We start from the raw sequence: 11,543 nt of genomic DNA on the forward strand, positions 1-11,543 counted from the left end.
GCGGCCGCGCCGGCGCCGAAAGGGGCCCGGGGGGCCAGGGCGGTCAGCGCCCCACCGCGTACCCCTGCATCCCGCGCGGGTTCGCCGCAGCCGACAGGATGCCGGTCTCCGGGTCGCGGGCGACCGCGCACAGGCGGCCCTCGGACCAGGCGGGGCCGAGGGTGAGGTCGTGGCCGCGGCGGCGCAGACCGGCCACCACCGCGTCCGGCATCCGGGACTCCACGGTCAGGCCGCCGGGGTGGTGGCCGCGGGGGTAGAAGGAGCTGGGGAAGGCGTCGTTGTGCCAGTTGGGGGCGTCGACGGCGCCCTGGAGGTCGAGACCGCCGCGGACCGGGGCGCGCAGGGCGACGGCCAGGAAGAAGTGCGGCTGCCACTGGTCCTGCTGGTCGCCGCCGGGCGTGCCGAACGCCATGACCGGGACGCCGTCGCGCAGCGCGAGGGAGGGAGTGAGAGTGGTGCGGGGGCGGCGGCCGGGGGTGAGGGTGTTCGGCAGGCCCTCCTCCAGCCAGGCCATCTGGAGCCGGGTGCCGAGCGGGAAGCCCAGTTCGGGCACGACGGGGTTGGACTGGAGCCAGCCGCCGCTGGGCGTGGCCGCGATCATGTTGCCCCAGCGGTCGACCACGTCGAGGTGACAGGTGTCGCCCCGGGTACCCCCGTCGGCGGCCACCCGGGGGTCGCCGGGCGGCCGCGCGACCGTCGGCTCCCCCACGCCCATCGGGTCGAACCCCTCGGCCGCGCGCGGCACGGACTCGCGGGCCGGGGCGGGCAGCCGCGGGGTGCGGCCGCCGGGGGCGCCGGGACGCAGTTCGTACGACGCCTCGCGCCCGACCAGCGCGCGCCGCCCGGCGTTGTACTCGTCCGACAGCAGCTCCGCGAGCGGCACCTCGGCGGCGTCGCCGTACCAGGCCTCCCGGTCGGCCATGGCCAGTTTGCAGCCCTCGACGAGGAGATGGACGTAGTCGGCGCTGCCGTACCCGGGCAGTTCCGACGGCAGCAGGGCGAGTTGCTGGAGGAAGGCGGGGCCCTGGCTCCAGGGGCCCGCCTTGCACACGGTCCAGCCGTTCCAGTCGTACGACACCGGATCCTCGTACGTCGCGGACCAGTTGGCGAGGTCGTCCGCGTCGAGCGTCCCGGTGTGCCGTTCGCCGCTGGTGTCCAGGGTGGGGCGGCGGGCCTGCCGTACCAGGGCCTCGGCTATGAAGCCGCCGCGCCACACCTCGCGGGCCGCGTCGACGCGGGCCTCCCGGTCCCCGGCCCGCGCGGTCTCGGCGAGCAGCCGGCGCCAGGTGGCGGCGAGGGCCGGGTTGCGCAGCGGCACACCGGGGCGGGGCGCGCGGCCGCCTGGCAGGTACAGCTCCGCCGAGGACGTCCACTCGGTCTCGAACAGGGCCCGTACCCCGGCGACGGTCGCGCCGATGTTCTCCACCGGCGGGTGACCGTGTTCCGCGTAGCCGATGGCGTATTTCAGCACGTCGTCCAGGGACTTGGTGCCGTGGTCGCGCAGCAGCAGCAGCCAGGCGTCGAAGGCGCCGGGCACGGCGGCGGCGAGGGGGCCGGTGCCGGGGACGAGGTCCAGGCCGAGGTCCCGGTAGTGGGCGGCGGTGGCGCCCACGGGTGCCACGCCCTGCCCGCACAGCACCCGTACCGCGCCGCCTGCCGGGGCCAGCAGGATCGGCACCTCGCCGGCCGGGCCGTTCAGGTGCGGCTCCACGACGTGCAGCACGAAGGCGCCCGCCACGGCCGCGTCGAAGGCGTTGCCGCCGTCCTCCAGCACCGCCATCGCGGACTGCGCGGCCAGCCAGTGGGTGGCGGAGGCCATGCCGAAGGTGCCTTGCAGGGTGGGCCGGGTGGTGAACTGCACGTCTCACCTCGCGGGAGTGTGGGCTGATTCCGGTCGGCCGGTCGTTCGATCGGCGCCAGGCTACCGAGGGTCCCGCCCACGATGTGACCCGCGCGCCGGGCCTGAGCGGTCAGGAGCGTGAACCGGCCGGCCGGGCCGGACCGCGTCGCGGAGCGTGCCGTAAACCATTGGTCGATCACGTCGTCCCGGAGGGAAGCTGTGCCCCATGACCACAGCCTTGGTAACCGGAGTCAACAGGGGCCTCGGCCACGAGACCGCCCGCCGTCTGATCGCCGCGGGCCACACCGTCTACCTGGGAGCGCGCGACATCGAGCGGGGCACGGCGGCCGCGGCCGGGCTCGGCGCCCGGTTCGTACGGCTGGACGTCACCGACGACGCCTCGGTCGCCGCCGCCGCGGCCGCCGTCGAGGCCGACGGCGGCCTGGACGTCCTGGTCAACAACGCCGGGATCGAGGTGCGGTCGCCGGGAGGCGACATCATCGGCGCCGCGGAGCTGACCGCCGACGTGATGCGGGAGGTGTTCGAGACCAACGTCTTCGGCCTGGTCCGGGTGACCCACGCCTTCCTGCCGCTGCTGGAGCGTTCCGCCGCCCCGGTCGTGGTGAACGTCAGCAGCAGCCTCGCCTCGCTGGCCCTGGCCGGCAAGGGGTACCCGGGGGTCGCCTACCCGGCGTCCAAGTCCGCGGTCAACATGCTCACCGTGCAGTTCGCCAAGGCGTTCCCCCGGATGCGGGTCAACGCCGTGGAGCCCGGCTACACCGCGACGGACCCGAACCGGGACGAGGTCACGGGGACCGTCGAGCAGGGCGCCGAGATCATCGTCCGGATGGCCCAGCTGGGCCCGGACGGCCCGACCGGCGGCTACTTCGACGCGACGGGCCCGCTGCCCTGGTAGCAGCGCACCGGACCCGGCTCACGCCTCGACGCGGTACCCCATCCCCGGCTCGGTGATCAGATAGCGGGGGTGAGCGGGGTCGTCCTCCAGTTTGCGGCGGAGCTGGGCCATGTGGACCCGCAGGTAGTTGGTCTTGCCGGCCCGCATGCCCCCCCACCTCCCGCAGCAGTTGCCGCTGGGTGATCAGCCGGCCGGGGTTGGTCACGAGGATGTAGGACTGCCAGTTGGTGTTGGTCACGAACGACACGGCGGTGTTGAACGACCGCGCCGGGTCGACCGAGGAGAAGGCCGGCGAGCCGGGCAGCATCCCCTGGCACGAGTGCCAGCACGCCGATCAGGGCGAGCAGTTGCAGGAATCCTGCGAGTGCGGGGCGCACCGTCAGAACCTCTCCGGGAAGATCAGGGCGAGGACGAGATAGCCCAGCAGGGCGACGGCCACGATCAGGCCGACGATGTTCTCGGCGGTCACGGCTTCGTCACCCCCTTGGCGACGGGAGCCACCAGCGCGAACGACACGATCGTGGTGACGACGAAGGCCAGATCGGCCATCGTGAACTCCTGGAATGAGGTTCGGAGGAAAGCGGACGGTAAGAGGAAAACGCCTCCGTGGCCGGTTCTGGCCGGGGTTGACGTCCCTCTTACGGCGACCCCTTCGCCTTTGACGCGTCTCTTGCGGTGCGTGATCCGTACCGGCCGACAGGCCCGTGGTGCGGTGGCCGGTTCACAGCCCGCGGCGCGTCCGGGGACATCGGCACCGTTTTGCCGGAGCCTGGGCTGGACGGCCGGCGGGGAACACCCCGGGGAGGCGGTGCGTCGGTCACGCCGAGGGAGACGGAGGGTCCAGGCGGTGCACGGAGAGTACAAGGTGCCCGGCGGCAAGCTGGTCGTCGTGGATGTGGAGACGGACGGCGGCGTGCTGCGCGCCGTCCGGGTGGCGGGCGACTTCTTCCTGGAGCCGGACGAGGCACTGGACGCGGTGAACGGCGCGCTGGAGGGCGCCCCGGAGGGCACGGACGCGACCGGGCTCGCCGCGCGCATCGAGGCGGCGCTGCCCGCGGGCACGGTGATGTACGGGCTGACGGCGGAGGGCATCGCCGTCGCGGTCCGCCGTGCGCTGGCGCACGCCACCGACTGGACGGACTACGACTGGCAGTTGATCCACGAGGGTCCCCAGTCCCCGGCCCTGCACATGGCCCTGGACGAGGTGCTGACCGCCGAGGTGGCCGCGGGCCGGCGCCCGCCGACGCTGCGGGTGTGGGAGTGGGGCGCCCCGGCGGTGATCATCGGCAGCTTCCAGTCGCTGCGCAACGAGGTGGATCCGGACGGCGCCGCCCGCCACGGCATCGAGGTGGTGCGGCGGATCTCCGGCGGCGGCGCGATGTTCGTGGAGCCCGGCAACACCATCACGTACTCCCTGTCCGTGCCCGAGTCCCTGGTGCACGGCCTGTCCTTCCAGGACAGCTACGCCTACCTGGACGACTGGGTGCTCGCCGCGCTCGGCGACATGGGCATCCGGGCCTGGTACCAGCCGCTGAACGACATCGCCACCGACCAGGGCAAGATCGCGGGCGCCGCGCAGAAGCGGGTCGTCGGACCGGGCGGCGGTCCGGGCGCGGTGCTGCACCACGTGACCATGTCGTACGACATCGATGCCGACAAGATGACCGAAGTGCTGCGCATCGGCCGGGAGAAGCTGTCTGACAAGGGGACGAGGAGCGCGAAGAAGCGGGTGGATCCGCTGCGCCGGCAGACCGGGCTGACCCGTGAGGCCGTCATCGACCGCATGATCGACTCCTTCCGCGCGCGCTACGGCCTCGCACCGGGCGAGGTCACGGACGAGGAACTGGCGCGGGCCCGGGAACTGGCTCGGACGAAGTTCACCACCGGGGAGTGGACCGCCCGGGTTCCGTGACCTCACCCGCACGCGGAGGCACGATTCAGGTGCGGGTCAAGGCATGCCCATGCCCCGATCAAACGCCTGTAGGGGTTCCGTGCATGTCCAGGTCACCGGCCCCGACATAGCCGGATTTGCCCCGCCGTCCGCTGGCTACCGTGGTCGGGCCTGAATCGGCCACGCACGACCACGGGGAAGAGGTGACGGCGGTGACGGCGCCGATACGTTCACGCCTGCTCGATTTCGTGGACCGGGAGCCCGCGCCGCCGGGTGGCGAACCCTCGCGGGACGGGGCGCGACCGCGTCGCTCGGCCCTGCTGGACCTCGCCGAGTCCGCCCCTCCCCCGCCGCCCGCGGCCGACGGCCGCCCCGGCCCCCGGCCCGGTGTGCCGCCGTACCACACGCCGGTGTGCGTGCCCGCGCATCCGCGCTCGGTCGCCGGGATCGGCAGCGAGGGCCGGCCGGTGCGGGTGCCCTTCATCGTGCTGGAGCTCTTCGAACACCCCGTACGGGGCACGGTGGCCTTCGCCTTCACCTCCCCGGCGAAGCTGGCGGCGGCGCTCGGCGAGGCGCAGCCGTGGGTGGCCGGTTCGCTCGGTCCGCTGGCCGAGGAGATGGACGGCCGGGGCGTCATGGTCCTGCTCGATCCACGCGTCGCGCCCGGAGAACCCAACTGGCGGCCCGCGGACCTGGCCGCCCTCGCACAGGAGGTACGCCGGTGACGGCCGATTTCAAGGTCGTCTACGACGACCTCACCGGGCTGGCCAAGGCCTTCCACGAACAGGCGGGCGACTACCGCAAGCTCGCCCCGGACGTGTCCCCGGCCATCGTCGGCGGTGGCGATCCGGCGCTGGACTCCGCGATCAAGGAGGTCGCGGACCTCATCATCGGCCTGCACACCGGACTCGCCGACCGCATGGACGACCACGGCGACAAGGCCGCGTACGCGCGCGACTCCTTCCACCGGCACGACGTGGACATACACGGCGTCTTCGAGGACCTGACGGAGGGTCTGGACTGATGGGCGACAGCTGGGTGGGCGGCGACATCGGCGGCCTGCACACGATGGCCACCACGTACAAGAACGCCAAGGAAAAACTCGAAGGCGTGGTCAAGCCGCTGAGCACCGCGGTGGAGAAGCTGGCGGGCGACGCGAGCTGGAAGGGCGAGGCGGCCGAGACGTTCCGCGGCAAGTGGAGCGAGGACGAGGTCACGGCCGGCGGCTTCGCCGAGCTGGTGCACCAGGCCGGCACCGTCATCGGCACCCTCGCCGACGCGCTGACCACCTGTGAGACGTCCCTCCAGAACGCGGAGCACACGGCGTCCCGCAAGGGCGTGGTCTGCGACTCCAGGGGCGCGCCGCAGCCGATCATGACTGCGGACCCGCCGAGCGCGGACGACCAGCAGACCATCTCCGCGATGAACGACTACGCGAAGGTGCGCGAGCGGATCCTGCACACCGCCCAGCACGCGCGCATCGAGGCGGCGCGGCAGCTGTCGGACCTGTACGACCAGGTGACGTCGAAGGACGGCTCGGTGTCCAAGGGCGACAAGGTCGCCATCGTGGACTATCTGCGCGGCCTGTACGCGTACGACGCCGAGGACGCCCGCGCCGGCGGCGAGCAGGCCCGCTCCAGGCTGGACGACGCCAAGCAGGCGGCGCAGGACGCCAAGAAGGAGCTGCGCGCCGAGCGCAAGGCGTACCAGAAGGCGGGCAGGGCGCTGCCCAAGGACCTGCCCGCCAAGGGTGCCTACAAGGACGCGCTCACCGAGGTGGACGACCTGGAGGACGCGATCGCGCGCGCCGAGAACGGCAGCACCAAGTTGCCGTACGACCGTGCGCTGAACGTGAAGCTGGCCGACGCGGCGGATCTGCTGCGCACGGGCAGGAGCCTGGAGTCGGTACCGGACTTCCTGAAGGAGATCCCGGTGCTGGACGTGGCAGCGGCCGGCGCGTGCGGTCTGCTGGAGGCGTCCGACGACCATGACAAGGGCTGGTCGTGGCAGAAGTCGGTCGCGGTGGACGGCGGCGCCAACATCGCGGGTCTCGCGGCCGGTACGGCCATCACGGCGGGCCTGGTGGCGACCGCGCCCGTCGATGTGCCCGTCGCCGTGGTGGCGGGCGTCGGCGGCGCCGTGGTGATCGGCGCGACCGGCATCATCGACCACTCCTTCCACGAGCACTGGAGCGAGGACATCCACGACCACGGTGTGGTCGGCGGTGTGCTGACAGGCTCGGGACACGTGCTGTCCAAGACCGGTGACGACTTCGTTCGACTGAAAGACGATGTGTGGCATGGCATCAAGAGCATCTTCTGAGGCCACGGCCTCCTCGGCACCCGCCCGGATCCCGGCGCTGCCGGGACTCGGCACCACCTGGTACGCACGCGGGCCGCGCTACTGGCTGCGCCGTACGGTCAACGCCCTGTTCCTGCTCGTGGTCCTGGCGTTCTTCTGCTACATCGCACTCGTGTTGTACTCGGGTGCCCCGCGCACCTACCTGCCGCCCGGTGCGCGCCGGGTCTGGGACATCGTGCAGATCGTCGCTTCGTGCGTGACCATCGGCTGGGGCTGGGTCAGCCAACGCCGGAAGCTGCGCCGGTTGTTGCAGGACCCGCCGGCACCCGGCGCGGTCCGCGCGCTCAGGCGGGCGGAGTCCCGGCGCGCCGTGTACTGGTCGCGGGCGGGACTCATCCCGTTGCTGCTCGCCGCGCCGGTCCTGCCTCCGATCGTCGCGTGGTGCGTCGGCGCGATGACGGCGCTCGTCGCCGTCCGCGAATCACCCAGCGAGGTCGGCGCCCGCCGCTGGCTGGAGACACACCCCGCGAGCCGCTGACGCGGGCGCCCACGACACCGCAAAACGTGCGGAGCGGTACGTCGTGAGCGCCCCGCGGTGATCGCGTGGACACCCAGCGAGTTCACGCTTCCACCGCACGGACAGTCATGTGACACTGTCGTCCCCGTCCCCCTCCCACGAGATGTGCGCCGTGCGTTCTCTGCCTCTGCCGCTCGCCCTCACCGCCCGACTGACCCCGGTCGCGGTCCTCGCCTGCGCCGGATGGGCGCTGTCCTCCACCCCGGCCACGCCCCAGGCGTCCACCGGGCACCGGTCCGAGGCGAGCGCTCCCGAACAGTCGTCGTCCGCCGCGCCCTCCCCCTCGGCGGCGGCGAAGTCGTACTCCACCGCTTCCTCGCCCTGCTCCGCCGTGTCCGCCTCGACCGTGGGCGACCTGGTGCCCGGGGCGAAACCGGCCGGCAAGGAGATCCCCTCGACCGACCCGAAGCTGCGCCGCACCTGCTCCTGGAACGCCCTGCACGGCTACGACTACCACTGGCTCGACATCTCCTACGAGATCAACGGCTCCGTGGACGAGGCCAAGCAGGAGTACCAGCAGCAGGTGAGCAGGAAGAGCGGCGGCGGCACCGTGCCGGGGCTCGGGGACAGCGCCTACTCCGTGGTCGACCTGTCCACCGAGGACAAGCAGCAGACCCGCGAGGGCGTGGTGATCGTCCGCGTCTCCAACGCGCTGGTCGTGGTGACGTACAGCGGCAGCGACTTCGACACCAAGAAGGCGCCGGGGACGGACGAGATCAACAAGGGCGCCATCAAGGTGGCGCGGTCGGCGGTCGGGGCGCTCGTGGGCGGGCGGTCAGGGTCCGGCTCCGGCTGATCGTCCTGCCCGCCGGGACCCGGCGTTCCGGGTTCCTCCTCGGCGCCCGTCCCGCTTCACACCGCCCGACGGCCCGTCGCCGGGACGTACTTCAGCGTGACCAGCGCGGCCGCGCCGTAGCAGAGGGCGGTGACGAGGAAGGAGGAGCACGCTCCCGCGTACCAGTCGCCGGGATTCGCCGGCGCGATGCCGATGACGGCGACCCCGACCAGTCCACCGAACTGACGGTTCGTGTTGAGCATCGAGCTGGCGATGTTCGCGTGCTCCGGGCCCGCTGACTCCATCAGGGCGAAGGTCATGGCCGGCGCACCGACGCCGACGCCGAAGTCGGCGATGCCGACGGCCGCGGCCAGTATCCAGTACGGCGTGGACTCGCTGACGCCGAGGAGCGCCGCGGACGCCACGCACGCGAGGGACAAGGCGGCGATCAGTGGCCGACGCACGCCCCAGCGTCGGCTGTACCGGGCGAACATCAGGTTGCCGAGCAGTGGTCCGGCCATCATGGGCACCATCTGGATTCCGGCCAGGACGGGCGAGGCTCCCCGCGCGTTCTGCAGGAGGAGACAGAGCATGAAGATCCCGCCCATCAGCCCGAAGTTGATGAGGAACCCGACGAGGTTGGCCGCGGTGAAGCTGGGTTCGCAAAGACGACGAGCGGAACGACCGGAGCCGAACTGCGGCGCTGTTGCACGACCAGCGCGACCAGGAGCACGATCGCGGCCCGCCGCGGCCCGCCGCGCGTGATGCTGTGGAACCGCGGCAGTTCCTCGACGGCGCCCGGCATCAAGGAGGGGTCCGCGCGCAGTTCACCGGCCGCGTGCGGATGGCGGATCAGTGTCAGCGCGCCGAGCCCGATCATGTTCGCGGTGGTCTCGTGCCCGGCGATCAGCAGCAGCGTGGCGGTCCCGGTCGCCTCCTCCCGGGTCAACTCGTCCTCGCCCATGCGCCTGTGGACCAGGCGGTGATCGACTGGAACAGGTCCCGGTCCGCGTACGGCACGCCGGGCAGCAGGCTGATGACGAGGGAGGGAAGCGGGAGTGCCGGGGACCGCACCAGGTCCGACAGGGCGGCGCGGATGTCCGCGTAGCGCGTCAGCGGCCAGGCCCAGCTCCCGTCGGGCAACGAGACACGGCTGACCGGGTGTTCGACCGCGCAGACCCGTGTATTCCCGAGGCGGGGAGAAGGGACGGCCCGGCGGGGGTTCGGCGGGCAGCGGGGCAAGTGTGTTCGATCGGTCCACGTCAGTCCTTACGTCGTTGTGTCCCGGCACGAACCGGGGACTGCGCCAGGAAGGTCCGGGAAGTTCACGCGGTCGTTCCGCCACGGACCCCGCGGGCCGGACCGGATCTCCGGTCCCCGGCCGGGCCGAGCGGTGCGTGTGCTCCGGAGCCGGGGGACGGAGGCCGCCCCGGTGCCGCCGCGCCGGGCGGCCGGCACGCGCGGGTACGCGAGGGGAAGCCTCAGGCGGCCCCGCATGCCCTGACGCGGCCATCACGCACGTCGCGGACGACGCACGGGAGTTCCGTTGTCACGGAGCCACGGACCTCACGCCCGTGCGCGCAAAGACCGTGCTCCCCGCGGGCCGTGGTGCCGGAGGAGGCGGGCGACGGCTCCGCCCGCCTCGACGCGATGAGACCGGGCAGCCGGCCGGCCGTCGCCACGTCCGCGCCGAGGCGGCCGCCCGCCTCGGCGACCGGCCGGGGTGCCGCCGCCGGTCACCGGCACGCGGCCACGGGGCGGTCCGTCCTCCCGCGTCATGCCGCCCGCGCGCGGGGCGTTCGCCTTGAGAACGGCGGCTCGGTCGGCGCCGGGCGGTCGCCGGAACACAGTGGCGGTAGGGGGTCGGGGCCGGCCCGGCGGGTACGGGGGTGGCGGCGGTGATCCAGGTCAGCCCGGTGGGCGGGGTCGGACCGGTCGGCGCCGCTCCTTCCTGGTCGCCGACGGCATTCGGCGGGAACGAAGCCGTGCCCGGTGCGCCGGCACGTCCCGCGGGCGCCCCGGACGTACTCGACACCGCATTTCCTCAACCGCGTCCCGCACCGCACAAGGTGCGCTCGATCTCACCGGCGATCTCCTCCTGGCCGTCGACGAGATAGAAATGACCTCCCGAGAAGACGTCCAGCTGGAAAGATCCCTCCGTGTGGTCGCCCCAGTGGTGCATCTCGCCGGCTTCCACCCGTGGATCCGAGAATCCCGTGAAGCCGCGGACGGGGCATTTCAGAACGCGGCCGGGCACGTATTCGTACGTCTCCGCGGCGTGGTAGTCGCTGCGGATCGCGGGGAGGAACATCCGGAGTACGTCCGCGTCGCCGAACATCTCCGAGCCGGGGCCGTCGAGTGCGCGGATGTCCTCCGCGATCTCCTCGTCCAAGAGCCGGTGCAGTCCCGTGTCGACGTTGCGGTGCGGGGCGGGCCGCCCGGAGACGAAGAGGGCTTCGGGTTCCTTTCCGCCCGCCTGCAGCCGGAGTGCGACCTCGTAGGCGAGCGTCGCGCCCATGCTGTGCCCGAACAGGGCGTAGGGGCTTTCGAGTCGCGGGCCCACCGCCTCGACGACTCGGTCGGCCAGCTCGTGGAGGTGCGGGACATTGGCTTCGAGCCCGCGGTCCTGACGCCCTGGGTACTGGATGGACCACACATCGACATCCGGGGCCAGCCGCTGCGAGAAGGGAAAGAAGAAACTGGCGGATCCGCCTGAATGCGGAAAACAGAGCAGCTGGTATCGCGCCTCGGGTGAAGGATGGAACCTGCGCACCAAGAGGTCTCTTCAACGAGGTCACCAACCACGCCGCCTACTCCAAATCGTTCCGCACAGTGAACCGGGCCGAGCCTCGCGGTTGCACATGATGCCCGCGGGACGGGTCGGCGACAATCCCCTACTCGCGGCGGGCGGAACGGTAGGGGGAGAGGCGGGTCGATCGCCGACGGTAGGGGTTTTCCGGGAGAAAGGAGCACGCCTACTCTCTGGCGGGACGGGCGTGCACTGCCCCACCTCGCACTCGCCGCCGGAGGAAACCCACGTGAAGGAAATAGTCGATGCCATCGTCTCCTCGGAGGCGACGTCCGGCGACTACGCGGCGCTGCCGCTCCCGGACAGCTATCGAGGCATCGCCGTCCGCAAGACCGACGTCGGGATGTTCGACGGACTGGCCTCGGAGGTGAAGGACCCCCGCAAGTCCCTTCACCTCATGGAGGTCCCGCTGCCCGAGCTCGGGCCGGGTGAGG

General features: G+C 72.2%; 13 protein-coding genes and 3 pseudogenes. 8 read left to right on the plus strand and 8 right to left on the minus strand.

Going from position 1 to position 11,543, the window contains the following annotated elements; all coding sequences use genetic code 11:
- Positions 1-43: 43 nt before the first annotated feature.
- On the minus strand, positions 44-1,819 hold the full coding sequence (locus VT52_RS30585) for a gamma-glutamyltransferase family protein (protein WP_046425540.1): 1,776 nt from the start codon (positions 1,817-1,819) through the stop codon (positions 44-46).
- 247 nt (positions 1,820-2,066) lie between these two features.
- On the opposite strand from VT52_RS30585, the gene VT52_RS30590 reads away from it, so the two are divergent.
- A complete protein-coding gene (locus VT52_RS30590; protein WP_046425523.1) occupies positions 2,067-2,756 on the plus strand; it encodes an SDR family NAD(P)-dependent oxidoreductase in 690 nt (229 codons plus the stop codon).
- Between the two features lie 18 nt (positions 2,757-2,774).
- Here the strand turns inward: VT52_RS30590 and VT52_RS36290 are convergent.
- The 3 genes and pseudogenes from VT52_RS36290 to kdpF form a co-directional block, all read right to left on the minus strand.
- A pseudogene (locus VT52_RS36290) lies at positions 2,775-2,994 on the minus strand (winged helix-turn-helix domain-containing protein); the annotation flags it as partial.
- Positions 2,968-3,069: pseudogene (locus tag VT52_RS37295) on the minus strand (potassium-transporting ATPase subunit KdpA); the annotation flags it as partial. The pseudogenes VT52_RS37295 and VT52_RS36290, both read right to left, overlap by 27 nt.
- Positions 3,070-3,135: 66 nt before the next feature.
- Entirely contained in the window at positions 3,136-3,225 is a 90-nt protein-coding gene (gene kdpF, locus VT52_RS30595; protein WP_037659531.1) for a K(+)-transporting ATPase subunit F, read from the minus strand.
- Positions 3,226-3,603: 378 nt separating this feature from the next.
- Here kdpF and VT52_RS30600 point away from each other — a divergent pair, with 378 nt between their 5' ends.
- From VT52_RS30600 to VT52_RS30625, 6 genes are all read left to right on the plus strand, one after another.
- Positions 3,604-4,668, plus strand: coding sequence for a lipoate-protein ligase LplAB (locus tag VT52_RS30600; protein ID WP_046425526.1), 1,065 nt, complete (start codon positions 3,604-3,606; stop codon positions 4,666-4,668).
- A 191-nt stretch (positions 4,669-4,859) separates the two neighbouring features.
- Positions 4,860-5,372, plus strand: coding sequence for a hypothetical protein (locus tag VT52_RS39145; RefSeq protein WP_240509942.1), 513 nt, complete (start codon positions 4,860-4,862; stop codon positions 5,370-5,372).
- Positions 5,369-5,671, plus strand: a complete 303-nt coding sequence (locus VT52_RS30610; protein WP_046425527.1) for a DUF6317 family protein — start codon at positions 5,369-5,371, stop codon at positions 5,669-5,671. Before VT52_RS39145 ends, VT52_RS30610 begins: the two co-directional genes overlap by 4 nt.
- Complete coding sequence (locus VT52_RS30615; protein WP_046425529.1) at positions 5,671-6,969, plus strand: WXG100 family type VII secretion target; 1,299 nt, start codon at positions 5,671-5,673, stop codon at positions 6,967-6,969. The genes VT52_RS30610 and VT52_RS30615 overlap by 1 nt, the downstream gene beginning before the upstream one ends.
- Positions 6,947-7,486 carry a hypothetical protein gene (locus VT52_RS30620; protein WP_046425531.1) on the plus strand — a complete coding sequence of 180 codons (540 nt, stop codon included), beginning with the start codon at positions 6,947-6,949 and terminating at the stop codon, positions 7,484-7,486. The genes VT52_RS30615 and VT52_RS30620 overlap by 23 nt, the downstream gene beginning before the upstream one ends.
- Positions 7,487-7,637: 151 nt before the next feature.
- Positions 7,638-8,321: a DUF3558 domain-containing protein gene (locus VT52_RS30625; RefSeq protein ID WP_046425543.1), complete on the plus strand. Its 684-nt coding sequence runs from the start codon at positions 7,638-7,640 to the stop codon at positions 8,319-8,321.
- A gap of 56 nt (positions 8,322-8,377) precedes the next feature.
- Here the strand turns inward: VT52_RS30625 and VT52_RS30630 are convergent, their stop codons facing one another.
- The 4 genes from VT52_RS30630 to VT52_RS30645 all read right to left on the minus strand — a co-directional run bounded on the left by VT52_RS30630 (position 8,378) and on the right by VT52_RS30645 (position 11,073).
- Positions 8,378-8,908 carry an MFS transporter gene (locus VT52_RS30630; protein ID WP_053055639.1) on the minus strand — a complete coding sequence of 177 codons (531 nt, stop codon included), beginning with the start codon at positions 8,906-8,908 and terminating at the stop codon, positions 8,378-8,380.
- Entirely contained in the window at positions 8,908-9,264 is a 357-nt protein-coding gene (locus VT52_RS39590) for a cytochrome P450 (protein ID WP_053055641.1), read from the minus strand. The genes VT52_RS30630 and VT52_RS39590 overlap by 1 nt, the downstream gene beginning before the upstream one ends.
- Positions 9,246-9,443 carry a hypothetical protein gene (locus VT52_RS39595; RefSeq protein WP_046425533.1) on the minus strand — a complete coding sequence of 66 codons (198 nt, stop codon included), beginning with the start codon at positions 9,441-9,443 and terminating at the stop codon, positions 9,246-9,248. Before VT52_RS39595 ends, VT52_RS39590 begins: the two co-directional genes overlap by 19 nt.
- A 901-nt stretch (positions 9,444-10,344) precedes the next feature.
- Positions 10,345-11,073 (minus strand): thioesterase II family protein, encoded by a 729-nt coding sequence (locus VT52_RS30645; RefSeq protein ID WP_240509943.1) that lies wholly within the window; start codon positions 11,071-11,073, stop codon positions 10,345-10,347.
- 265 nt (positions 11,074-11,338) lie between these two features.
- Between VT52_RS30645 and VT52_RS30650 the strand changes: the two are divergent.
- Positions 11,339-11,543: pseudogene (locus VT52_RS30650) on the plus strand (crotonyl-CoA carboxylase/reductase); the annotation flags it as partial.

The sequence above is a fragment of the Streptomyces malaysiense genome, from assembly GCF_000980885.2.
GTDB lineage: Bacteria > Actinomycetota > Actinomycetes > Streptomycetales > Streptomycetaceae > Streptomyces > Streptomyces malaysiense.